At 32.7% G+C, this 23,866-nt stretch carries 23 protein-coding genes and 1 tRNA gene; 2 read left to right on the plus strand and 22 right to left on the minus strand.

The window, feature by feature from the left end; translation table 11 throughout:
• Nucleotides 1-38 precede the first annotated feature (38 nt).
• The 5 genes from AB1J10_RS07980 to bshC all read right to left on the minus strand — a co-directional run bounded on the left by AB1J10_RS07980 (nucleotide 39) and on the right by bshC (nucleotide 5,865).
• On the minus strand, nucleotides 39-2,321 hold the full coding sequence (locus AB1J10_RS07980; RefSeq protein WP_046208711.1) for a penicillin-binding protein: 2,283 nt from the start codon (nucleotides 2,319-2,321) through the stop codon (nucleotides 39-41).
• A complete protein-coding gene (ftsL, locus tag AB1J10_RS07985; RefSeq protein ID WP_046208712.1) occupies nucleotides 2,302-2,706 on the minus strand; it encodes a cell division protein FtsL in 405 nt (134 codons plus the stop codon). The genes AB1J10_RS07980 and ftsL overlap by 20 nt, the downstream gene beginning before the upstream one ends.
• A gap of 14 nt (nucleotides 2,707-2,720) precedes the next feature.
• Nucleotides 2,721-3,656 carry a 16S rRNA (cytosine(1402)-N(4))-methyltransferase RsmH gene (rsmH, locus tag AB1J10_RS07990; RefSeq protein ID WP_046208713.1) on the minus strand — a complete coding sequence of 312 codons (936 nt, stop codon included), beginning with the start codon at nucleotides 3,654-3,656 and terminating at the stop codon, nucleotides 2,721-2,723.
• A 14-nt stretch (nucleotides 3,657-3,670) separates the two neighbouring features.
• Nucleotides 3,671-4,102: a division/cell wall cluster transcriptional repressor MraZ gene (gene mraZ / locus AB1J10_RS07995; protein WP_046208714.1), complete on the minus strand. Its 432-nt coding sequence runs from the start codon at nucleotides 4,100-4,102 to the stop codon at nucleotides 3,671-3,673.
• A gap of 149 nt (nucleotides 4,103-4,251) precedes the next feature.
• Nucleotides 4,252-5,865: a bacillithiol biosynthesis cysteine-adding enzyme BshC gene (gene bshC / locus AB1J10_RS08000; protein ID WP_070037965.1), complete on the minus strand. Its 1,614-nt coding sequence runs from the start codon at nucleotides 5,863-5,865 to the stop codon at nucleotides 4,252-4,254.
• Nucleotides 5,866-6,140: 275 nt separating this feature from the next.
• Here bshC and AB1J10_RS08005 point away from each other — a divergent pair, with 275 nt between their 5' ends.
• Complete coding sequence (locus tag AB1J10_RS08005; RefSeq protein ID WP_046208716.1) at nucleotides 6,141-6,581, plus strand: N-acetyltransferase; 441 nt, start codon at nucleotides 6,141-6,143, stop codon at nucleotides 6,579-6,581.
• Nucleotides 6,582-6,736: 155 nt separating this feature from the next.
• On the opposite strand, the gene AB1J10_RS08010 is transcribed toward AB1J10_RS08005, so the two are convergent.
• From AB1J10_RS08010 to zapA, 17 genes are all read right to left on the minus strand, one after another.
• Entirely contained in the window at nucleotides 6,737-7,423 is a 687-nt protein-coding gene (locus AB1J10_RS08010; protein ID WP_070037968.1) for a YjjG family noncanonical pyrimidine nucleotidase, read from the minus strand.
• Nucleotides 7,424-7,589: 166 nt separating this feature from the next.
• Nucleotides 7,590-7,724: a beta-class phenol-soluble modulin gene (locus tag AB1J10_RS08015; RefSeq protein ID WP_019469303.1), complete on the minus strand. Its 135-nt coding sequence runs from the start codon at nucleotides 7,722-7,724 to the stop codon at nucleotides 7,590-7,592.
• Between the two features lie 48 nt (nucleotides 7,725-7,772).
• On the minus strand, nucleotides 7,773-7,907 hold the full coding sequence (locus AB1J10_RS08020; RefSeq protein WP_046208718.1) for a beta-class phenol-soluble modulin: 135 nt from the start codon (nucleotides 7,905-7,907) through the stop codon (nucleotides 7,773-7,775).
• A 34-nt stretch (nucleotides 7,908-7,941) separates the two neighbouring features.
• Complete coding sequence (locus AB1J10_RS08025) at nucleotides 7,942-8,076, minus strand: beta-class phenol-soluble modulin (protein ID WP_019469301.1); 135 nt, start codon at nucleotides 8,074-8,076, stop codon at nucleotides 7,942-7,944.
• Nucleotides 8,077-8,914: 838 nt separating this feature from the next.
• Nucleotides 8,915-8,988, minus strand: a tRNA-Arg gene (locus AB1J10_RS08030).
• Between the two features lie 272 nt (nucleotides 8,989-9,260).
• Nucleotides 9,261-9,770, minus strand: a complete 510-nt coding sequence (locus AB1J10_RS08035) for a YfcE family phosphodiesterase (RefSeq protein WP_070037971.1) — start codon at nucleotides 9,768-9,770, stop codon at nucleotides 9,261-9,263.
• Nucleotides 9,770-10,351 (minus strand): XTP/dITP diphosphatase, encoded by a 582-nt coding sequence (locus tag AB1J10_RS08040; protein WP_070037973.1) that lies wholly within the window; start codon nucleotides 10,349-10,351, stop codon nucleotides 9,770-9,772. The genes AB1J10_RS08035 and AB1J10_RS08040 overlap by 1 nt, the downstream gene beginning before the upstream one ends.
• 15 nt (nucleotides 10,352-10,366) lie before the next feature.
• Nucleotides 10,367-11,161 carry a glutamate racemase gene (gene racE / locus AB1J10_RS08045; RefSeq protein WP_046207831.1) on the minus strand — a complete coding sequence of 265 codons (795 nt, stop codon included), beginning with the start codon at nucleotides 11,159-11,161 and terminating at the stop codon, nucleotides 10,367-10,369.
• Nucleotides 11,162-11,534: 373 nt separating this feature from the next.
• Entirely contained in the window at nucleotides 11,535-12,359 is an 825-nt protein-coding gene (sdhB, locus tag AB1J10_RS08050; protein ID WP_046207832.1) for a succinate dehydrogenase iron-sulfur subunit, read from the minus strand.
• A 1-nt stretch (nucleotide 12,360) separates the two neighbouring features.
• A complete protein-coding gene (gene sdhA, locus AB1J10_RS08055) occupies nucleotides 12,361-14,124 on the minus strand; it encodes a succinate dehydrogenase flavoprotein subunit (protein ID WP_046207833.1) in 1,764 nt (587 codons plus the stop codon).
• A 40-nt stretch (nucleotides 14,125-14,164) separates the two neighbouring features.
• Nucleotides 14,165-14,776, minus strand: a complete 612-nt coding sequence (gene sdhC / locus AB1J10_RS08060; RefSeq protein WP_046207834.1) for a succinate dehydrogenase, cytochrome b556 subunit — start codon at nucleotides 14,774-14,776, stop codon at nucleotides 14,165-14,167.
• 337 nt (nucleotides 14,777-15,113) lie between these two features.
• Complete coding sequence (uvrC, locus tag AB1J10_RS08065) at nucleotides 15,114-16,898, minus strand: excinuclease ABC subunit UvrC (RefSeq protein ID WP_070037975.1); 1,785 nt, start codon at nucleotides 16,896-16,898, stop codon at nucleotides 15,114-15,116.
• 345 nt (nucleotides 16,899-17,243) lie between these two features.
• Nucleotides 17,244-17,558, minus strand: coding sequence for a thioredoxin (gene trxA, locus AB1J10_RS08070; RefSeq protein WP_019469293.1), 315 nt, complete (start codon nucleotides 17,556-17,558; stop codon nucleotides 17,244-17,246).
• A gap of 81 nt (nucleotides 17,559-17,639) precedes the next feature.
• Nucleotides 17,640-19,988, minus strand: coding sequence for an endonuclease MutS2 (locus AB1J10_RS08075; protein WP_070037977.1), 2,349 nt, complete (start codon nucleotides 19,986-19,988; stop codon nucleotides 17,640-17,642).
• Between the two features lie 9 nt (nucleotides 19,989-19,997).
• A complete protein-coding gene (gene polX / locus AB1J10_RS08080; RefSeq protein ID WP_369003093.1) occupies nucleotides 19,998-21,710 on the minus strand; it encodes a DNA polymerase/3'-5' exonuclease PolX in 1,713 nt (570 codons plus the stop codon).
• Nucleotides 21,711-21,821: 111 nt separating this feature from the next.
• The gene (locus AB1J10_RS08085; RefSeq protein ID WP_070037979.1) at nucleotides 21,822-22,343 is read right to left on the minus strand and encodes a CvpA family protein; all 522 of its coding nucleotides are present in this window, start codon (nucleotides 22,341-22,343) and stop codon (nucleotides 21,822-21,824) included.
• Nucleotides 22,343-22,609 (minus strand): cell division protein ZapA, encoded by a 267-nt coding sequence (zapA, locus tag AB1J10_RS08090; RefSeq protein ID WP_019469289.1) that lies wholly within the window; start codon nucleotides 22,607-22,609, stop codon nucleotides 22,343-22,345. The genes AB1J10_RS08085 and zapA overlap by 1 nt, the downstream gene beginning before the upstream one ends.
• Before the next feature lie 301 nt (nucleotides 22,610-22,910).
• Here zapA and rnhC point away from each other — a divergent pair, with 301 nt between their 5' ends.
• The gene (rnhC, locus tag AB1J10_RS08095) at nucleotides 22,911-23,849 is read left to right on the plus strand and encodes a ribonuclease HIII (RefSeq protein ID WP_070037982.1); all 939 of its coding nucleotides are present in this window, start codon (nucleotides 22,911-22,913) and stop codon (nucleotides 23,847-23,849) included.
• Nucleotides 23,850-23,866: the final 17 nt, after the last annotated feature.

The following is a 23,866-nucleotide window of genomic DNA, read 5'->3' on the forward strand; positions in this document are numbered from 1 at the left end:
ACATGTTTTACCAGTGACGTCAGAAATACAATAAATTTTTATTCACTTTGTTTGTCACTGTTTGAATCTGAGTTATTATCATCTTTTTTATTAGAATCATCTTTGGACGATTCTTTTTCTTTGGATGATGTCGTCGAAGCCTCACCATTAACCGCTTCTGCAGATAACGTCACTTCTACTTTATCTTTTTTATCAACTTTTTGTCCTTTACTAACAGATTGATTAGAAACGAAGCCACTACCTTTTGTAGTTACTTTTGTTTGCGTCAAGGTTTCAAAAGCAATCACTTCTTCTTTTGTCCAACCTGTCATGTCTGGCATAGTTATATCCCCATCTGTCAGTAATAATACCTTACTATTCGGTAGCACTTCTTTATCTGGTGATACTGATTGTTTAACAACTTTATCTCCACTTCCTATGACAATTGGTTCGAGAGACTTACCATTCACCTTATCTTGTGCTTTTTGCGTTTCCTGACCTTGAACATCTGGCACTTTACTATACTTCACATCAGATTTATCTTTAGAGTTTTTATCTCCTACGTTTAAGTATTTCAATGTGTTTTCCATAATAGGTTTAAACGCTTTACTTACACCCATTTCATAAGCTTCTTGGTCATTTTTTTGTGCTAAACTCATACCAGCATACACTATTACTTCTGGATCATCTTTAGGTGCATCACCAATAAAACTTACAAAGTATGGATTTTCCCCTTGAACATAACCTCCATTATCAGAGTCAGCAACTTGTGCTGTACCTGTTTTACCTGCTACGTCATAACCATCAATTTGATAGTTTTTAGCATGACTATCTTCACTGTTTACAACTTTGTCTAATTCAGTACGCACTTTCTTAGCAGTGTCTTTCGTAATTGGTTTTCCTGCAAACTCTTTTTTACCCTTATAAAAAGTATCATCAGTAACAGGATTGCTCACGCTATCTACAAACCATGGTTGCAGCATTTTACCTTCATTATTAAAAGCGGATTGCGCTCTTAACATTTGGACTGGTGTTACGGTTGTAGATTGACCAAATGAGGATGTTTTTTGCTGTGCTTCATTATCCCAAGCTATACCGCCTGTAGATTCACCATCAAACATACTCTTAGTAGATTTACCAAAACCAAATTTTTCATACCATTCTTTCATCTTATCTGAGCCAACTAAATCTTGTAAGTGCATCATTAAAGTGTTTGAAGAATACGTGAAACCAGTAGACATTGAGATTTTTCCCCAACCTACTTTATTCCAGTCAGATATTTTAGAGCCCATTACTTCTCTAGGTTCAGCAGTATATTTTTTATCAGGTTTAAATTTACCTTCTTGAATTGCTGCCGCTAGACCATAAGATTTAAAAGTTGACCCTGGTTCATATGTGTTTTGATATAAATCATTTGCCCATTTTTTTCCAAAATCTTTACCAGTTTCTGGATTAAAAGTTGGTCTTTGACTAAATGCCAAGATTTCTCCTGTTTTCGCATCCATCACTACGGCAAACAAATCTTTTGGCTTATAATGTTCAACCATACCATCTAGCGCTTCTTCAACGAAAACCTGTATATTTGAATCAAGTGTTAAATGTACGTCATCTCCACGTTTAGGCACTTTTTCTTTTTTGGTGTTTGGTGCAATATACCCCCAAATATCATGAATATACGATAAAGCACCTTTTTGTCCTGAAAGATAGCTATCAAATATTTTTTCAACACCTAAAGCACCTTTTAATTCTCCACTATCTGGATCTTTTTGAGCTATACCTATCAAGTGAGATGCAAAGTTTCCATTAGGATAAAATCTTTCGGTTTCTGGATATAACGTCACACCAGGAAGTTTCATTTTTTCAATTTTTTCTTTCTCTTGATACGTTAAATCTGTGCCTTTTTGACCAAATTCAACTTGAAAGGCTTTTTTATTATCTAGTTTTTTCTCAATTTCTTTTGCTGACATATCAATCACTGTCGCAAGTTTTTTTGCAGTTTCTTTTTTGTCTTTTACATGCTTAGGTTTATCGCTGCCTTCGCTTGCTTTTTTATCAACAACTGCCACAACTTTATACCGTTCCACATCTTCCGCTAACACTTTGCCATTTCTGTCATAAATCTTACCTCGTTCTGGTTGCTGCTGACTATTTACTAAGTATTTTTCGTTCGCTTTCATAATTAAATCTTCACCAGAAGAGTGTCCTGTCAACATAATATATGAGTATCTTAAAACCAACGTAAAAAAGAGCAGTCCAAATCCAAGAATGAGTAGGACTGCCCCTATTTTACTTTTTTTAATTGAAAACTTCGGTTTCTTTAATTTAATTCTTCGCTTCGCCATTATTACGCACTACCTTTACATTATCGTTCTTAAGGCTCATTCCATCTTTTTTGGCCTTATCGTAAATGCGTTCATATGAGGAGTTCTTTTTAATTTCAGATTTTATTGCGCTGTTTTCACTAGATTGTTTTTCAATTTTTGTATCTAAATCTGCAATTTTTTCTCGAGTTTCATACGCATCCATTTTTAAAGATAGCATATAAATACTTATTAAAGCAATCACTGTTATAAGTCCTATGTATAACATCTTTTCAAACTTAGTTAGCTTGACAATTACTTTACGCTTAACTGTCTGGGGTTGACTCTGGGGATGAGGCGACGGTTGCGTTTGTGGTATTTGTTGTTCTGCTCCACTATACGGTTGGTATATCTTCTCTACTGCCACTCAAAAATCACTCCTTATTTTAGTATTTCAGCTATACGTAACTTGGCACTACGCGCTCGATTATTTTTTTCTAAATCTTCATCTGTAGCAATAATTGGTTTTCGATTAACTCTTTTCAATTTTGGTGTATAAGCTTCTGGAATAACAGGTAAGCCTCTTGGCACTTCGGGGCCTTTTTCATATTCTTGGAACATTTGTTTACAAAGGCGATCTTCTAACGAGTGGAACGTAATCACAGATATTCTTCCGTTCACTTTCACAAGCTCGATTGCTTGTTCTAATGAATTTTCAAATGCAGACAATTCATCATTAACTGCAATTCTAATTGCTTGGAAAATCCTTTTAGCAGGATGCCCGCCTTTTCGTCTTGCCTTAGCAGGTATTCCTTCTTTAATAACATCCACCAGTTCTAAAGTTGTTTCAATTGGCTTTTGTGCTCTATTTTGTTCTATTCGTCTAGCAATTTGTTTCGAAAATTTTTCTTCGCCATAACGATGAAAAATTCTCACTAATTTTTCAAATGACCAATCATTAACTACTTCATACGCTGATAATGATTGGGTTTGATCCATACGCATATCTAATTTCGCATCATTATGATAACTAAAACCTCTTTCAGGTACGTCTAATTGGGGGCTAGACACACCCAAGTCATAATAAATGCCATCTACTTTTTCAATATTTAAATCATCTAAAATTTCAGTTAATTTTCTAAAGTTGCTATGGACGAAGGTAACTTTATGTATATGGTCTTTCAATACTTCTTTTGCATTTTCAAGGGCTGTTGTATCTTGATCAATTGCAATAAGTCTACCTTCGTCTCCAATTTGATTTAATAAATAGAGGGCATGGCCTGCTCCACCTAATGTACAGTCGACATATATGCCATCTTCTTTAATATCTAAATAATCTATAGTTTCTTTTAGCATAACGCTGACATGATGAAACAATTTAACGCCTCCATTTAAAAATCAAAGTCAATTAAGTCTTCGGCAATATCTTCAAAACTATCTTCTGATTCATCATAAAAATCATTCCAAGTTTCTCTATCCCAAATTTCAATACGGTTTGAGACACCTATTACCGTACATTCCTTACTCAAATTGGCATATTTCCTCAAATTTTGAGGAATATTTATACGCCCTTGCTTATCTAATTCCACTTCAACAGCACCTGAAAAGAACATACGCATGAATTTACGCGCATCTTTTTTTGTCATTGGTAAGGTTTTCATTTTCTCTTCAATTACTTGCCATTCTTCTAAAGTGTAACCAAATAAGCATTTATCAAGGCCACGGGTAATTATAAAACGCTCATTTAGGTCATAACGAAATTTGGACGGAACAATCATACGTCCCTTAGTATCCAATTGATGCTCGTATTCACCCATGAACATTTATAATCACCTCACCTTCTTATATATATAATTTACCACATCTCACCACTATCCTCCACTAATTATACAAATTTCACCAAAATTTCTTGAAACATAGAAAAAAACACCCGATTCATCTTTTAAATGAACCGGGTGCTTCCCTTGATACTCTAAGGTTTTATCAATATATGATCAAATGTGTATGAAAGTGGTGGATAAGTGGAGGGACTAAACACATCTATCCCAAAATCATTCATAATTTGAAGTGGATTCCAAATTCTTTCTTGTAATCCACCCATTGGATGGAGTGTTTGACTTATGAGCTCAAAATGTTTCATGCTAATGTCATTTTCTCTTTCAACATTCAATAAATACCGTTTTATTAAATAATCAAATTGCTTTTGGTGAATTTCGTTATTTTTGTTCAACAATACCTTATTATCATGATTGTCTTTAACTTCTGCCTGAAGAGATTGAAACAAATCATTTTGCTGTTCTTTTAAAGCTTCAATCTGTTCTATAAAAGATTGCGAAGCTTTAGATCTAATAAACTTTGTTTTATCTGCTTCAATTCCTTTTTCAATGATATTATTACAATTCAATCGATATTGTGCTACTAATTTTTCTATTCTGGTATTTAAATACGTAATCCTTAATCGTGGTAAAACGATAGGCATATCTACTTGTAATGTTCGAAAAACTTCACTTAATTCTGTCCAATATTTAATTTCACTAGGGCCGCCTATGAATGCTACTGTATTAAATAGCCATTCTTCCATTACTGGTCTCGTAACGACATTATTAGAAAATTTTTCTGGGTCTGTTTCTACCATATTAAGAAGTTCTTGTTCCGAAAACGATTTCTCTGATTTATTTAAATAGAAACGTCCATTTTCAAAAGTTAATAGTTGTCTTACACCACCATCATCCATAAACAAATGTACATTCGTCTCTGTCTGTATCATTTGATCTAAACCGTCAGTGATAGTTTGAGCCTGTGTTTGCCTAAAGGCATCGTCAACTAAATTATGATTTTTAATAATGTCCTTGAACATTGGCTTTTCTAAACGGCGCAATGCTTTATCATTTGCATCTATCAGTAATAATCCGTAATGTTTGAAAACTTCGTGTAATAACGCTTTAAACATGTCAGTCCAACCATCATAGTTATCGATAATCTTTCTACACATGTTTAGTAGTTTTGGAGAAGCCTCAGTTTCTTTTAATTCTTTGAAAAATTCATTTAATGCTTTATGTAACGCTTCTTTATCTGGCGTATACTTTGAAACACTAGATTCTGGAGGCGTCATAATACTATATTTTATTTTTTGTAACGTTGCCGTATGTTCATTAAAAACATAAGTATGATTTACTTCATCAAAATCATGATCTTCACCTGCAATCCAAAAAACAGGGACAACATGTGTATCGTAATCTTTCGATAGTTTTTCACTTAATGTAATAATCGAAAATATTTTATGAAACGTATATAAAGGTCCACCAAACAAACCAGCTTGTTGACCACCGATTACAACTTTCGCACCTTCACTAAGCGCTTTTAAATTTTTATTTTGTTGATAATCTAATGTTAAATCATCCATATATGCTTCAATGATTTTGGCTAGAGACGCTTCTCTTCCGTTATTTTCTGAAAGTAGTCTTTTTTTATAATTTTGTTCATCCATTGCATCAAGATGATAATACTTAGCTAAAGTTGAATCACTATTTTTAATATTCGCTATAAATTGATCTTTTTCATTAAGTTTCGTTGTCATACAATCCATTCGTAATTCTCCTTACGTTACTCTATTCCTATTTAGTATAAAGTTTATATTCAACATTGACAATTTTACGGCTTATAAATTTATTAGAAAATATACATACTCTCTTTCAACATTGTAATCCAATGCTTATACATACGATCAGTACCTTTAAATATATTAAAACAAAGCACAAATTAATATTGATTTTACATAAAATGTTTTAAGCATTCATTTTTGTGAAATATCCAATAAAATAAGGTATAATAGTTAGTAATAAAGCAAAGGGGGAAGCTAAAGTGAGTAATGTTAAACGACTAGATATTAATTACAAAACAGATGAATTATTTGAAGATTTTAGGAACTTCGGAAATGAAGATTTATATTTAGTAGATGAATTACGCGGTGAAATGATAGACGCTAGTTCGGACTCACCATTTTATGGCATATATGTCGGTGATAGGTTAGGTGCTCGTATGGCTTTATACCGTAAAGGAGAAGTTGAAGAAGTATACTTCTCAGATTTTGATGATTATAATATTTTATGGAAATTAGAAGTTTTACGTGATTTCCAAGGTCGTGGTTACGGCGAAGCACTGCTAGATTTTGCTAAGGAACAAGGTCAACCTATTAAAGTCATTGCTCGTAATCAATCAAAAAATTTCTTCATTAAACATGGCTTTAAAGATATCGAACAACAAAATAAAGACGGTCACGATATACTTATTTGGACACCATGATTTTCCTGTCCACTACCACTAAATAATGATACACGCATTTTTAATATATAGTATATGTTTTTTATAAAGTAAACTTTTTCATTTCTTAAATTATCATTAACATAATATGAAGCGTGAATTACAATCAATTTTTCTGATTATAATTCACGCTTCTTTTATTTTGCTATATCTAACAATTGATCAAGCGATTCGATAGTATAATCTGGATTAATTTCTGTATCATTTATTTTATTTCTTGGATTAAACCAACATGTTTTTATTGCCGCATTTTTTCCACCTAAAATATCTGATGTTATTGAATCGCCAACAATCATTGCATGAGCTCTTTTGTCATGACCGATTTTATTAAAAACAAAATCAAAAAATTCTGGCATAGGTTTTTGATATCCAGTTTGTTCAGATACAAACACACCTTTAAACCAATCTCCCATTTCTGTTTTTGCTATACGTCTTTGTTGTGTTTCCAAAACTCCATTGGTAACAATATATAGATCGTGAGTGTTTTTGAGCATACCCAATGTTTCCACCGTATTCATAAAATACTTTATTGGGGCATTTGCGAGTTCATCCCGAAAGATTACATCCGCTTCTTGCCCATTCACATTGATTTGATGTAAATCAAAATACACTTCAAACCTTTTACTTAACACTTCAGTTTTTGTTAATTGATTTTGTTGAAACGCTTCCCAATGTGCTTGATTTACAGTTATAAATTGATTTAAATCATTTTGATCTGTCTCTAAATTATATTTTTTTGTAAGTTGATGAAATGCATATGCTTCAGCATCATGAAAATCTACAATTGTATCGTCAAAATCGATAAGCAAACATCTTTTATTCATAGTATTTTCTAACCCCTTAATGAATTCACTTAATAAAGTCAATTAATTATGTCATCGTTAATGTATAAACATAGTCGAATTTTATTTCATCATACCATATTTCAAATATTAGCAAACAAAAAAGGCCAAGGTTATTACCTTGGCCAGTCCGTCATAGAAATTCAAATTAAAATCCGAATAATTTACTTGCTAAACCTACACCATTTTCTACGATATCTACAATACTAGTGCCTAATTTAGCACCGTCTCCTGCTATGCCAGCTTGTACTGTATCTTTAATTGCATTAAATAAACCTTCCATTATAAACACTCCTCATTATATTATTTAGAATAAATAATCTGCTATTTTTTAAAATCCGAAAAGTTTTCCTAGTAAACCTGCACCACTTGAAACGATATCTACAATACTTGTACCTAATTCTGAACCGTTACCTGATTTTGCTGCTTCTACTGTGTTTGCAATTGCTTCTGCTAATTTAGTCATAATTTATTTCTCCTTTATTATTTATATATTTATATTAGAATCCAAATAATTTACTTGCTAAACCTACTCCGTTTTCTACGATACTTACGATACTTGTACCTAATTTAGCACCGTCTCCTGCTATGCCAGCTTGTACTGTATCTTTGATTGCATTAAATAAACCTTCCATTATAAACACTCCTTATTATAAGATAAATGCTTATGACTGCTTTTTATGTTTTAAACGATACTGTTAATTTGTTATTTAATTAAGTATCGTTTGTTATCTATAACTATAAGACATTTGCATATAAATTTGTGTTTTATTTCATACTTCGTTAAATAGTAGTAAAAACTGTAGCAAAAAATACATTGGTTTACAGTTTTGAATGCCCAACTGTATTTTACGCAATTCCATGTCATACAATTTACAAAATAGAATTTATTTATAAAATTTATATATAAATAAAATTAACAAATGCTTTAACGATGATTATATTTGTTGTGGTATTTCTCAATATTTTTATCTGACAGTTTATACATGCATTTATTGATTCGATACAAACATCAAAAAAGCGCCACTTCAAATTGAAGTAGCGCAAACGCAAATAATCATTAAATTATATTACCTTATAGTTATATATTCAATACCACTTAGCATTAGCCTAAAACATATTTATTGTCTTAATCGTCTATATACAATTTAAGCAACTAATAAATTTAAATGATTACAACAATATATAATAATAATTGTTATGCCATAACTATATGATCAAAGCCGCGTTTAAATTTACTAGCTAAAGCATTACTTTCTGACAAAACTTTCATATATTTTGAGTATAATTTACTTGATTCAATAACAAATTTCATAAGTAACCCTATTTTGCAATTAGCAGTTTAACTTTATTAAGCCATAAATTAACAGTATATGTTGTTCACTGCGCATGTAAAAAAACAAAAAAAGACCGCTAATATATTAGCGATCTAGTCAGTAAACACATAATTTATTTTGTATTTTACGTTATTAGCGTCCTGGGAGGGATTCGAACCCCCGACCGATGGCTTAGAAGGCCATTGCTCTATCCAGCTGAGCTACCAGGACATTATCTTTTGAACACAAGAATAATTATATCTAATTTACACTGATAAAGCAATACTCTATCCCTTAAAAATAAATATGATTTTTCACTATTGTAAACTTTTTATCATAATATTGCTAATTTATTTAAATTCTTTAAATAGTACAATCCATTAACGTGAGCACTATTTTTACAACACTGAAATGTAAAATGTTTCTTACATTCAACGCTTTACAGTAATACGAAGATGAACCTACGATTCAATCATTTCTAGACGTAGATTCACCCCACCTATTTAGATTACAAAATTTTCACTACTGATGATTTCATGATTTCGATTACGGAAATTTAAAGTTGCTTCTAATCTCGTATCATCAATAAGCAATTCAACATATGTTTCTTCAATATTACTTCTCGACTGTGAAATACTACCTGGATTTATGACATGCACACCATTTATTGTTTCATGTTTAGCAACATGTGTATGACCATAAAAAGCAAATTTACAGTCTGCTGCTTTTGCTTGTTCCGCTAAAGGCATTCTTGTACGATTCACTTGATATAAATGACCGTGAGTTAAAAATGCCTTAATACCATTTATATCGATTGTTTGCTCATTTGGAAACTCAGGATAAAAATCAGTATTCCCTTTTACTCTATAAAAGTAACTGAGTTCACTATCATCATAAGCGAATTCAGAGTCACCTAAATGAATGGCAGCATCTATATCCTTATGCTGATTTATAATATCAAATAGCACACCTTGTTCAGTATGATTGTCACTAACTATAATCCATTTCGACATTATTGATCACCTTCTAGATATTCTTGTAGCTGTTCTATTGCTTTACCTCTATGACTAATTTGTCCTTTTTCTTCTGCAGTTAGCTGAGCCATTGTTTTATTTTTGTCTTCTACAAAAAAGATAGGATCATATCCAAAGCCATGTTCACCAATTTTATTTAGTGTGATTTCTCCTTGTACAGTTCCTTTAAATTGTACTGTATCTTCACCCGGTGCGCTCATGCTAATAACACAAACAAATTGTGCACTACGGTCTGTTTCATCACCTAACTGAGTTAGGAGTTTTTCAATATTTGCATTATCATCTTTTGTTTCACCAGCATAACGCGCTGAATATATACCTGGCTCTCCATTTAAAGCAAAAACTTCCAATCCACTATCATCAGCAATAACACGCTTATTTAATGCTTCTGCAGCTGCTTCAGATTTTAGTCTTGCATTTTCTTCAAACGTGTCACCTGTTTCCTCAACGTCAAAATCTTCGATGAGTTCTGAAATGCCTATAACATTATGATCAGGGAAAATAACTCTAAAATCATTTATTTTCCCTTTATTATTTGATGCAATAACAATATCTTCCATTTTTTACGCCTCACTTTAAACTTCTATTTTTTCAACTGTTGCTTTCATATTTAACCATTCTTCAATAATACGTTCGATATGTTCTGTTTCTCCTGTCGCAAAAAATTTATGTGCGGGCTGTTTCTTATAACCTGCGTGTTCATTACTGAATGTTAATAATGCACTCACTTCTCTGGCTGTTTCTAGTCCAGATGAAATAACTACTTTTTCTCCGTGAAAATAATCATTAATCGGCTGATAAAGTAAAGGATAATGTGTACATCCTAAAATAACTGTATCTGCTTTGCTATTTCTCCACTGTTTTAACGTTTGATGTATAACGATACTCGTAATCGTTGGATCCTTGTATCTCATTTGTTCTACGAGAGGCACAAAGCCTGGGCATGCCACACCAGATACTTCTACATTTGGATTTATTTGTTTAATGTGATGTCGATATGCCTCTGATTTAATCGTACCTTCTGTACCTAATATTAAAACATTCTGATTTTTTGTTGTCATAATCGCTGTTCTAGCACCTGGTTCAATAACGCCAATAACAGGTATTGCCAATAAGTTTTGTAAATGTTTTAATGCCACTGCCGTTGCAGTATTACATGCAATCACTAACATCTTGATATCAAACGTCATGAGTTTTTCAGCTAATTCTGTAGTAAATTGTCTTACCTCAGAAGCTTCTCTTGGTCCATATGGACAGCGTTTTATATCTCCTAAATAATAAATGGTTTCATTTGGTAATTGGCGCATGATTTCTTTAGCAACTGTTAAACCTCCAACGCCAGAGTCAATAACTCCAATTGGTTTCTCCATATCTTGTTCATCCTTATATATTTACTTGTCTTTTATTGTAGCATAGCTGCGTTTTCAAAATCATTTTCCAAGACCTAAAATACAAAATAGCAGACAATTCAAATGTTATACTTATCAATAGGTTAGCATCATTGATTCATAGAGTCACATCAGTGCTTCGCTATTTAACAAAATTCACAATATTACTAATGGAAAATTTTTATATAATCAGATTATCTATATATTAATATTTTAATACACTAATAACTTAATATTTTTATTATAGTATATATACTTTTTTAAAGCTTAATCACTGTATTAAATTTGTATCTATAAAATATTTCATAAAAAAATGCCAACAAAGTTTAAACTTTGTTGGCATTTTCATTATATATTAGTTTACTTGGTGGTCTGAACCAAAGAATGATTTAAACATATGGAAAGAAGTTTCACGGTTTAATGCAGCAATTGATGTCGTTAAAGGAATGCCTTTCGGACATGCGTTAACACAGTTTTGTGAGTTACCACACTCTTGTAACCCACCTGCACCCATCAATGCATTTAAACGTTCATCTTTAGTCATTGAACCTGTTGGGTGTAAGTTAAACAATCTAACTTGTGAAATAGCTTGCGCACCAACAAAATCGTTGTTTCTTGTAACGTTTGGACAAACTTCTAAACATACACCACACGTCATACATTTAGATAATTCATATGCAGTTTGACGTTTTTTCTCTGGCATACGAGGACCTGGTCCAAGGTCATACGTACCGTCAATCGGTACCCATGCTTTCATACGTTTCAAATTATCAAACATTCTACTACGATCAACTTGTAAGTCACGAATAACTGGGAATGTACTCATTGGTTCTAACTTTATTGGTTGTTCCAATTGATCAACAATTGCTGTACAAGATTGTCTTGCTTTACCATTGATAACCATAGAACAAGCACCACAAACCTCTTCTAAACAGTTCATATCCCAAATAACAGGTGTTGTTTTCTCACCTTTACTATTGACTGGATTACGTCTAATTTCCATTAAACAAGCAATAACATTTAAATTCTCTTTGTAAGGAATTTCAAATTCTTCTTCATAAGGATTAGACTCTGCATCATCTTGTCGTTTAATGATGAGCTTAATTGTATTTTGATTTTGTTGTTGGCTTTGTTGTTCGTCTTGCGCTTGAGTTTCATTTACTTCTTTAGTATCTGCCATTTTATTTACCTCCTTTAGAACTACTTGAATAGTCACGTTTACGAGGTGGGATTAAACTTACATCTACTGGCTCGTATGTAAATTTAGGCGCTTCTGTTTTTCCTTGATATGATGCTAAAGTCGTTTTTAACCATTCTTCGTCGTTTCTTTCAGGGAATTCAGGTTTATAATGTGCCCCACGAGACTCATTTCGGTTATATGCACCGATTGTAATTACACGTGCTAATACTAACATATTCCATAACTGACGCGTAAAGAATACCGCTTGGTTACTCCAAGTTTGAGTATCTTCAATATCAATATTTTGGTAACGTTCCATCAATTCTACGATTTTCTTGTCTGTTTCCAATAATGCTTTATTATCACGTACAACAGTAACGTTTGCTGTCATGACTTCACCAAGTTCTCTATGAAGTTTATACGCATTTTCTGTACCGTTCATTTTCAATAAATTATCGAATTTATCTTGTTCTTCTTTAACACGTTTTTCATAAATACTATCATCTAAATCAGTATATGATTTTTCAATATTAGCGACATATTCAATCGCATTTGGTCCTGCAACTGTTCCACCGTATATGGCAGATAACAATGAATTAGCACCTAAACGGTTACCACCATGTTGTGAGAAATCACATTCACCAGCTGCAAATAAACCTTTGATATTTGTCATTTGATCATAATCTACATAAAGTCCACCCATTGAATAGTGCACCGCTGGGAAGATTTTCATCGGTACTTTTCTTGGATCGTCACCAGTGAATTTTTCATAAATTTCAATGATTCCGCCCAATTTTACATCCAACTCATGCGGATCTTTATGTGAAAGGTCAAGGTAGACCATGTTTTCACCATTAATACCTAATTTTTGATTCACACATACATCAAAAATTTCACGTGTAGCTATATCACGAGGTACTAAGTTACCATAATCTGGATATTTTTCTTCTAAGAAGTACCATGGTTTACCATCTTTATATGTCCAAATTCGGCCACCTTCACCACGAGCTGATTCACTCATCAATCGTAGTTTGTCATCGCCAGGAATTGCTGTTGGATGAATTTGAATAAACTCACCATTTGCATAAATCGCACCTTGTTGATAGACGATTGACGCAGCAGAACCAGTATTAATCATTGAGTTAGTTGTTTTACCAAATATGATACCCGGACCACCAGTAGCCATAATAACTGCATCTGAACCGAATGATTTTATTTCAGAAGATGTCATGTCTTGAGCCACAATACCCCTAGCCATATTGTCATCATCTTTGACAATACCCAAGAATTCCCATCCTTCATATTTTGTAACTAAACCATCCACTTCATAGCTACGTACTTGTTCATCTAAGGCATACATTAATTGTTGACCTGTTGTTGCTCCAGCATATGCCGTTCTATGATACATGGTACCACCGAAGCGACGGAAATCTAGCAAACCTTCATTTGTTCTATTGAACATTACACCCATACGGTCAAGTAAATGTATAATGTTTGGCGCTTCCTCTGCCATTGCTTTTACTGGTGGTTGATTCGCTAAGAAATCTCCACCGTAAACTGTATCATCAAAGTGAACAGCAGGTGAGTCACCCTCACCTTTTGTATTCACTGCTCCGTTTATGCCACCTTGTGCACATACAGAGTGTGAACGTTTAACAGGCACTAATGAGAACAAGTCAACATGTGCGCCTTGTTCTGCTGCTTTAATTGTTGACATCAGACCGGCAAGTCCTCCACCGACAACAATAATTTTCTTCTCTGCCATAAATAGTCACTCCCCTAAATATATCTGAAACATTTTTAAATTATACGAAAGCAAGGATAGCACTTATTCCGATATATGAAACTACGATAAATACAACAAGTGATACCCATGTAAAGATTTGTTGTGATCTTTTAGATTGTAAAACACCCCATGTAACTAAAAATGACCATAAGCCATTTGCAAAGTGGAATGTTACAGCAAGTAAACAGATGATATAGAAAATTAACCAAATTGGATTAGATACAATATCATGTACCATATCGAAGTTAACTTCTTCACCTAATGCACGCTGAATACGTGTTTGCCACAAATGTATTCCGATGAAAATAAACGTTATAATACCAGTCAAACGTTGTAATAAGAACATCCAATTTCTAAATTGAGAATAATGTCCTACGTTTTCTTTTGCCGTAAAGGCAATATGTACACCATATACCGCATGATAAAGAATTGGAATATAAATCACGATAAACTCCAATGCAATCAAGAATGGTAAAGATTCCATAAATCCAGCAGCCTTGTTAAACGCTTCAACGCCTTTTGTAGCTTGATGGTTAACAAGTAGATGCACTAATAAGAATCCACCTATCGGTATTACGCCTAACAAAGAATGTAAGCGTCTTAAATAGAATTGATTTTTCGAATATGCCAAAAGGAAGTCCCCCCTGTGAAACAATTAATTTTTTGGTATCTTTTTTTAAAGTATAAATGTGATGATACTTATCAACTAAAACTAAACAACAACATGTTATGCAATCGCTTTATATTTATAGCAATATAAACTTCAACATGTATGTATAAAACAATGAAGTAATACCCCTAGTTGAATTTGACAATTGTTTTATTATATAGATTTAAGTGATAACTTTTCTCAATTAGTAAACGCTTCCATATACTTTTAAAAAAAGAATTCCTGTTATTTGCTATTGTAACACTAATTCATAAAATTTTGGGCATGAGAATGATTCTCATGCCATATTCTTTTTTATCTATTTGTTATATAGTGCGTGATGAAGATTCTCAGCAACTTTTTGAGGTAAACCAGAAGATTTTAAATCCTCAATGCTTGCCTCTTTCATTTTCTTTATGGAACCAAAAGTTCGTAATAATTTAGTTTTTCGTTTAGAACCAATACCATCGACGGTATCTAATACTGATTGCAAGCCAGTTTTTTGGCGAGTTTGTCTATGAAATGTAATTGCAAATCTATGAACTTCGTCTTGTATTCTTTGAAGTAAATAAAATGCTTGGCTATTTTTTTTCAAAGGTACAATCTCTGCACTTTCACCGTATAAAATCTCTGAAGTTTGGTGTTTATCATTTTTACGCAACCCAGCGACTGGTATATCCAAACCTAATTCGTTTTCAAGCACATCGATAACCCCGCTCATATGACCTTTACCACCATCAACGATGATTAAATCTGGTAATGGAGTACCTTCATTTAAAACACGAGTATAACGTCTACGCACAACTTCTCTCATAGATTTATAATCATCTGGGCCATCTACCGTTTTGATTTTATATTTGCGGTATCCTTTTTTATTTGGTTTACCATCAATAAACGACACCATGGCTGAAACTGGGTGTCCACCTTGGATGTTTGAATTATCAAAAGCTTCTATACGAATAGGTGTCTGAATTCCCATGCGGTCACCTAATTCTTCAATCGCCTTCACGGTACGTGATTCATCTTTAGCAATGAGTTCAAATTTATTCTCTAAAGTAACTTCAGCATTATGATTTGCTAAATCAATCATTTCTTTTTTCTTGCCCTTAATCGGCTGAACTATTTTTGTATCTACAACCGATTGGATAATATCTTTGTTTAAATTTTTAGGAATATGCACTTCTTTAGGGAGAATATGTTGATTTAAATCATAAAACTGACCTATAAAAGTATAAAATTCTTCTTCTTCTGTTTGCTGCAGCGGAATCATAGTAGCATCTCGTTTAATCATATTCCCTTGTCTTATGAAAAACACTTGAATACACATCCAACCTTTTGACACACTGTAGCCAAATACGTCTCTTATAGTATTATCTGAAGTAGTGATTTTTTGTTTCTTAGTTAAATTGTGAATATGTTGGATTAAATCTCGATACTCTTTTGCTCTTTCAAAGTCTAACGATTCACTCGCTTCGTTCATTTTCTGTTCTAAGTTATTCAGTATTGTTTTATCTTCACCATTTAAAAAATCAGTGATTTCTTTAGTCATTTCCGCATATTTATTTAAATCTACCGGGTAAACACAAGGTCCTAAACACTGACCAATATGGTAATATAAACACAATTTGTCGGGCATTTTATCACATTTTCTAAATGGATAAATTCTATCTAATAACTTTTTTGTTTCTTGAGCTGAATAAGCATTAGGATAAGGTCCAAAATATTTTCCTGTGCCTTTTTTAACTGTGCGTGTCACGATTAAACGAGGATACTTTTCTTTTGTAATTTTGATAAAAGGATAACTTTTATCGTCTTTCAACAAAATGTTATATCTCGGTTGATATTGTTTAATCAAATTAAGTTCGAGTAGTAAAGATTCTGTTTCACTCGAAGTTACAATATATTCAAAGTTTCTAATTTCTGAAACAAGTCGTGTCGTTTTAGCATCATGTGCACCTGTAAAATAAGACCTTAATCTATTTCTTAATTTTTTAGCCTTGCCGACATAAATGACTTGATCATTTCGATCTTTCATTAAATAGCAACCTGGTTCAGTGGGGACTACCGTTAATTTTTGTTTAATATCTTCTTGGTATTTTTCCATTTAAGTTCCCCTCCTTTCTTAATAAAAGTACATTGTTAAAATAGTAATTATAAAAATTTGCATAACAGTTATATAGAGATTAACGCTTGTTTGCAAATAAAACTTTTCAACTCTTACCTACATTATAGAATATACAATAGCATTAAACCAAAGTATTCATTTCCATATCAAAAATCTAACAACTAGATATTTTAATTGTTATTCATAAAATGCTTTCATCCTCAAAATGGAAGTGTGGCTCTGAAAAAAGACACTTCAAACAACTTTGACTTCAGTTGGAATAACAAAAAGTCACAGAAAAAACCTGAGACATTCATAGATGCCCCAGGTCGTTGCGTTGTACTTTTATAAATGTTTCTCAATAACTTCTGCTAAGTTTTCTTTAGGTTGGAAACCTACAACTTTATCGACAGGCTCGCCATCTTTAAATAAGATTAAAGTTGGGATACTCATTACTTCAAATTTAGCAGCTGTTGATGGATTTTCATCTACATCAAGTTTTAAAATATTAGCTTTTCCATCATAATCACCAGCTAATTCTTCTAATACTGGAGCAATCATCTTACATGGGCCACACCAAGTTGCCCAAAAATCTACTAAATTGACACCTGATTGAATATTTTCATCAAAGTTTGAATCTGTTACTTTTACGATTGCCATAACTGCCAATCCTCCTTAAATTTCAAATGATGAAGAAATTATAACAGACTTTAAGCAAATCTGCATACCTCTTGCTCACATTTATTTCAATTCTGCGACGGTCACGCCAAATCCACCTTCACTTGGCATGCCGTTCCTATATGATGACACATTTTTATGTTGTTTTAAATGTTTTTGCACACCTTTTTGCAACGCACCAGTTCCTTTACCGTGAATAATATATACTTGTTCGTAATTACTTAACACTGCTTGATCTAAATACTGATCAACGGCAACCATTGCTTCATCATAACGGTAGCCACGTAAGTCTAGTTCCATTTTAATACTTTGACGATTTTCACGTTTAACCATTTTAGAAGGTGCTTCTTTTGTCTTTTTTGTTTTTTCTAAATCGCTGGTAGGTAATTTCATTTTAATGATGCCCATTTGAACAACTGCTTCATTATCATCTAGTAACTCTAATATTTCACCTTTTTGCCCATATGTTAGAACTTTTACTTCATCGCCAACTTTAATTTCATCCCATTTTTTCTTTTCAACATTTTGTTTCAATGATTTGGCTTCATATTGATCATCTAACTGTTTCTTTTTATTGATGAGCTCATGTTCTTTTACATCGGCACCTTTTTTGTCTCTAAGTTCACGTAATTCTTTAATAATCTCATCAGCTTCTTTAGTAGCGGCTTTCACACGCTGATTGGCTTTGTCTTTCGCCTCGCTCATTAATTGTTTCTCATGATTACGATATTTATCGTATTCTTTTTCAAGTTCATCATGTGTTTCTTGAGCTTCTCTCAGTAAGCTATCTAATTCAATTCTCTGTTCGTCTACACGTTTAGAATTTTTCTCTAATGAAGCAATCATTTCATTTATTTCTTGTTCATCTTGTCCAATCATTGCTTTCGCATTTTGAATCACTTTCATATTAAGGCCTAATTTTTTTGAAATATCGAAAGCATTAGAACGGCCCGGCACACCCATGAGCAACTTATATGTTGGGCTTAATGTATTTACATCAAACTCTACACTAGCATTCATTACTCCTGATCTGTTGTAACTATATGCTTTAAGTTCAGGATAATGCGTTGTCGCCATAACTAATGAGCCTATTTCATGAACATAATCTAGGATACTCATAGCTAAAGCAGCACCTTCACTTGGATCTGTTCCAGCACCAAGTTCATCAAAAAGTATCAAACTATTTCTGCTTGTATGCTGTAAAATTTCAACAATATTTTTCATGTGTGATGAAAATGTTGATAGTGATTGTTCAATAGATTGTTCGTCTCCGATATCACAATAAACATTTTCAAAAATGCTTAATTTACTCCCGTCTAAGGTAGGTATCAACATCCCTGATTGTGCCATCAAAATTATAAGTCCCAGTGTTTTTAACGTTACTGTTTTACCACCTGTGTTAGGTCCAGTGATGATTACCGTTTCAATATCGTCGGCAAATTCAATCGTATTAGCTACAACCGTGTCTCTATCTAATAAAGGATGAAATGCTTTAGGTAAATAAACAGTTCGTTCACTTGTAAATTCAGGTTTCGTGCCTTTGATTGAACGTGCATAGCGCGCTTTAGCAGTTAAAAAGTCAATTTGTCCCATAATATTTTCCGAAATTAAGCAGGCATCTGCTTCAGCGGCTACATAACCTGTTAACTCAGTTAAAATTCGTTCACTTTCAGCCGCTTCCTCATTGCGCAGACGACTAATCTGATTATTCATTTCAACAATAGACGAAGGTTCAATATAGAGTGTTTGACCAGAAGCTGATTGGTCATGAACGATACCATTAAAATCTTGACGATATTCTGCTTTTACAGGAATAACATTACGGTCATTACGTACCGTTATAATAGCATCTGACAATTTTTTCTGATTTGCTTGACGTTTTACGATTTTATCTAAGTTTTGTTTTATCCGTTGCGTCGTACCAGAAATTTTACTCCGGATACCTTGTAGTTCATAACTCGCATTATCGAATAAATCATTAGCATCACATTTTTGATGAATATGTTGATACAACTCTGAAAGTACAGGCAATTGTTCCATCCTATCATGTAGAATAGCATAATTCACTGCTTCCTCTTCTTCCAATAAATTATTATAAAATGTTTTATATTGATTTTGAATTTGAATTAATCTTTTAATTGTATTAAGTTCTTTAACACTTAATACACCACCAATTGTAGCCCTATGAATCAATGATGAAACCTTTGATAATCCACTCAAACTAGGTAAACGGTGTTTATTGTATATTTGAGCAATTTCATCTGTTTCATTCATTTGAAATTCGACTGTTTGAATATCAGTTGCTGGTTCCATTTCAACAACTTTCTCTCTCCCTAAATCACTCATTGTTTCTTTTTCAACAAGTGTTTTAATTTTATCGAACTCTAGGACATTTAATGATTTTTGTCTCATACAATCCCTCTATTTCTTCAATTTTATATTATTGTCAATAAATGCTTTAAAAGATTCTCGATCCATTGTGTTTATAACTCTCTCTTTGTTTACAAATCCTTTTTGTGCAGTAGCTATACCGTATTTCATAAATTCTAAATGGTCTACGTGATGCGCATCAGTATTAATCGTTAGTTTCACATTCGTATGCTTTTTAACTATATCTGAATTTAAATCTAAGCGTTTAGGATTCGCATTGATTTCTAAAATAGTATTTGTTTCTTCTGCGATTTCACATAATTTATCAATATCAGGCCCATAACCTGCACGTTTACCTATGATACGCCCCGTTGGATGTGCAATATGACGGACATAAGGATTACGACATGCTTGCTCTAGACGAAACATGATATCTTCTTGAGATTGGTTGAAACTTTGATGTATCGCTGCAATGACATAATCTAGCTGTGCTAATATTTCATCATCATAGTCTAAACGTCCATCAGGTAAAATGTCCATTTCAATGCCTGAGTATATATCAATATCATCATATTTTTCGTTTAGTGCTTTAATTTCTTCATTTTGTCGCAACAACCGTTCAACAGAAAGTCCATTTGCTACTTTTAAACTCTGAGAATGATCTGTAATAACCATAAACTGGTAACCTTTAGTGATATTAGCCTCTATCATATCTTCAATACTAAACGCGCCATCACTATATGTTGTATGCATATGAATATCACCATTGATGTCATTGATATTGATTATATCTGTTAAATCTTTGTCAAATTCACTACCATCTTCACGTATTGAAGGTGCAATCCAATTTACTCCAAAATGATTATAAATTTCTTGTTCACTGTTATATTGAATTAATGAACCATCCGCTTCTTCTATACCATACTCACTAACCTTCTCGTTTTTTTCTTTAGCCAATTGACGGATTCGAATATTATGTTCTTTTGAACCTGTAAAATGCTGTAGTGTATGGTAAAAAGCAGATGGCTCGATTAATCTAAAATCTACACCAATGGTTTCATCATCATAGGTTAACTCTAACGAAATTTTCGTTGCTCCAACTGCTACTTCTTTAACCTTGTTAGGGATTTTTAATAAAGCTTTTTGAACTTCTAATGGTTGTTCTGTGCTTATAATATAATCTAAGTCCTTACTCATTTCTTTATAGCGACGGAAACTCCCTGCAACTTCGTATTTTTCTATCGACTCGATTGAGGATAAATAATCGCTAACTTCTATATTGAGTCCTCTCATTTGATCAATTGGATAACGCTCTTTTTTCGCTCCTAACGCTTTTACTGCTTCAAGGATATTTTGTTCAGTTTTTTTAGCGAATCCACTTAGCTCACTTACTTTTCCTTCTTCACACGCTTTTTGCAATGCTTCTTTTCCATCAATATTAAGCGCTTTATATAATTTCGCTATTTTTTTGCTACCGAGTCCTTGTATTTTAAGTAGAGGAATTAATCCTTCTGGCACTTCTTCTTGTAATGTTGCTAAAGTCGTAGAATGACCTGTTTCTCTATATTCATTAATCACCTCTCCTACGCCTTTACCAATACCTTTTAACTCTGTAACATCTTCGATTTGGTCTAAAGGGCGCTCATCTATTTCCAAGCTTTGAGCAGCTTTTCTATAAGCAGAAATTTTGAAAGTGTTTTCGCCTTTTATTTCCATATATACCGCAATTTTTTCTAATAATTGAATAATTTCTTTTTTAGTCATTTGTTTCACTCCATAGAAAAAGGTCAAGACAGCATCACCTAACCATTTTGGTATTTAAGTTATGCCTTGACCTCCTAGTTTTTTAAAGCTATAAATTTCACATCACTATTTTTATAGTTGTGTGATAAACATTGAGATAAACGGAATATGTAATAATATATGTTCTGTTATAATCGAATTAGATAGTTGTTGCTGTATCATCCTATTAGGATAAATGGCACAACTATACAACAAAATTATATTAATAGTTACTGATGGAATAATACTTAACATCATACCAAATAACCTGCTTGTTATATTCGGAATTTTTTGTTTAAGAGTATAATCGAATATAACGATAATGCCATAGCATATGACTTTTGTAATCAGCGCTATCGTTACAAATGCGACAATATGCTCAAATCGTTGCTGCAAATCTGCAAATTGAAATGCAAAATTCATATCGTAAGCGCGTGTCTTAGGATATGGCACAAATAACTCCAAACGCTGTGCTATCTGTAAATAATATTTTTGAGCCATCCACAAAGCAAAAATAGTTGCAATTAGATGTATCGTCGATAACCACACGCCTCTTCTAAAGCCAATGATGCCAATATATATGAAGATGACAACTATCGCTAAATCAAAAACCATTAATCTTCACTATGCTTCAATTGATTTATTTCTTGTCTTAAACGGTCATTTTCTTCTTCTACTTGCACTTTTTCATGCATGATATTAACCGCAGTAAGAATTGCTTTTCTAGTTGTATCTAAACCTGCACTTTTACTTGCTAACTCTTTGAGTCTCTCATCTACCAAATGTGCTACGTAACGGATATGCTCAGGATTATCTTCTCCGACTATTGTATAATGTTGATCATTTATAGTTACGTTAATCCGATTTTTAAACTCACCCATATAATAACTCCTGACTTTTAAATTTTATTTCTAATCTGAATGATTTTACTTTATTTATATTTATATGTTGGTAATTTATAATATTTATTACGAACTATTATACACGACAAGATATTTTTTTGTAAGAGGTGTGAATTGTTCTATTTGAAATATTTAATGATTATACAACAATTATTTAAATCATTTTTATTTCATATCATATTGCCATTTATATCATAAATAACTAACTTATTTAAATTTATGATATGATATGCATTATCCAATTTTAAAATAAGTTATATGAACAAAGAGAGGTCACTAAATGGCTAATATAGTACAAAAATTAACAAACCAAGAAATACAACAATTAATGACTAAAATTGATTTTAATACGACTAATCTTTCACAAGGTATGAAAGCACGGACGAAATATCGTAACACCGCTATTACGATATACAATTCTAATAAAGTAATGTTTCAAGGTAAAGATGCCGAATCTGTTGCAAACGCTATGTTGCCTAATAAATCAATACCTTCAAAAAGCAACACCAAACACAATCAAAGCAAACAAACTAAACAGCACATCTCCTATAATCAATTTCAATGTATCGGCAGCGACGAAGCAGGTAGTGGTGATTATTTCGGGCCACTAACGGTTTGTGCAGCCTATGTATCCAAAAAGCACGCTCAAATTTTAAAAACACTTGGTGTAGATGATTCTAAAAGACTTACTGATGCTAAAATTATAGAGATTGCCGAACAAATTATAACTTTCATCCCGCATTCTTTATTAACAATGCATAATGAAAAATACAATGAGAAACAAAAAGCCGGTTGGTCTCAAGTTAAAATGAAGGCAGTGTTACATAACGAAGCTATAAAAAATGTCGTTGCAAAAATTGACACGGATGAACTTGATTATATTGTGATTGACCAATTTGCTGAGCCTGGTGTATATAAAAGATATGCACTTAGCAATCTACCGTTTGAAAATAAGACAAAATTTGAAACAAAAGGTGAATCAAAGTCTATTGCAATCGCTGCTGCAAGTATTATTTCACGTTATGCCTTTGTGAAAAATATGGATCAACTATCAAAGCATGCAAAAGTTGAATTACCTAAAGGCGCTAGCAATAAAGTAGATTTAGCTGCTGCAAAAATAATTGATAAAAACGGTGTCCACTATTTAGACGCTATGACTAAAAAGCATTTTGCGAACAGAACAAAAGCTTTGAATTTAATAAATAAAAAACATCAATAAACGATAATCTATAACCC

This window comes from Staphylococcus cohnii species complex 1663, assembly GCF_041008415.1.
GTDB classification, from domain to species: domain Bacteria; phylum Bacillota; class Bacilli; order Staphylococcales; family Staphylococcaceae; genus Staphylococcus; species Staphylococcus ureilyticus.

Excerpts from the sequence above, each read along its gene's own strand:
- AB1J10_RS08010 (WP_070037968.1), bottom strand. The coding sequence starts at position 7,423 with ATGAATAAAAGATGTTTGCTTATCGATTTTGACGATACAATTGTAGAT.
- uvrC (WP_070037975.1), bottom strand. The coding sequence starts at position 16,898 with ATGGAAAAATACCAAGAAGATATTAAACAAAAATTAACGGTAGTCCCC.
- AB1J10_RS08015 (WP_019469303.1), bottom strand. The coding sequence starts at position 7,724 with ATGGAAGGTTTATTTAATGCAATTAAAGATACAGTACAAGCTGGCATA.
- mraZ (WP_046208714.1), bottom strand. The coding sequence starts at position 4,102 with ATGTTCATGGGTGAATACGAGCATCAATTGGATACTAAGGGACGTATG.
- sdhA (WP_046207833.1), bottom strand. The coding sequence starts at position 14,124 with ATGGCAGAGAAGAAAATTATTGTTGTCGGTGGAGGACTTGCCGGTCTG.
- AB1J10_RS08020 (WP_046208718.1), bottom strand. The coding sequence starts at position 7,907 with ATGACTAAATTAGCAGAAGCAATTGCAAACACAGTAGAAGCAGCAAAA.
- zapA (WP_019469289.1), bottom strand. The coding sequence starts at position 22,609 with ATGGGTGAGTTTAAAAATCGGATTAACGTAACTATAAATGATCAACAT.
- AB1J10_RS08085 (WP_070037979.1), bottom strand. The coding sequence starts at position 22,343 with ATGGTTTTTGATTTAGCGATAGTTGTCATCTTCATATATATTGGCATC.
- AB1J10_RS08025 (WP_019469301.1), bottom strand. The coding sequence starts at position 8,076 with ATGGAAGGTTTATTTAATGCAATCAAAGATACAGTACAAGCTGGCATA.
- bshC (WP_070037965.1), bottom strand. The coding sequence starts at position 5,865 with ATGGATTGTATGACAACGAAACTTAATGAAAAAGATCAATTTATAGCG.
- sdhB (WP_046207832.1), bottom strand. The coding sequence starts at position 12,359 with ATGGCAGATACTAAAGAAGTAAATGAAACTCAAGCGCAAGACGAACAA.
- AB1J10_RS08075 (WP_070037977.1), bottom strand. The coding sequence starts at position 19,988 with ATGAGACAAAAATCATTAAATGTCCTAGAGTTCGATAAAATTAAAACA.
- rnhC (WP_070037982.1), top strand. The coding sequence starts at position 22,911 with ATGGCTAATATAGTACAAAAATTAACAAACCAAGAAATACAACAATTA.
- racE (WP_046207831.1), bottom strand. The coding sequence starts at position 11,161 with ATGGAGAAACCAATTGGAGTTATTGACTCTGGCGTTGGAGGTTTAACA.
- AB1J10_RS08035 (WP_070037971.1), bottom strand. The coding sequence starts at position 9,770 with ATGTCGAAATGGATTATAGTTAGTGACAATCATACTGAACAAGGTGTG.
- polX (WP_369003093.1), bottom strand. The coding sequence starts at position 21,710 with ATGACTAAAAAAGAAATTATTCAATTATTAGAAAAAATTGCGGTATAT.
- trxA (WP_019469293.1), bottom strand. The coding sequence starts at position 17,558 with ATGGCAATCGTAAAAGTAACAGATTCAAACTTTGATGAAAATATTCAA.
- AB1J10_RS08040 (WP_070037973.1), bottom strand. The coding sequence starts at position 10,351 with ATGGAAGATATTGTTATTGCATCAAATAATAAAGGGAAAATAAATGAT.
- AB1J10_RS07980 (WP_046208711.1), bottom strand. The coding sequence starts at position 2,321 with ATGGCGAAGCGAAGAATTAAATTAAAGAAACCGAAGTTTTCAATTAAA.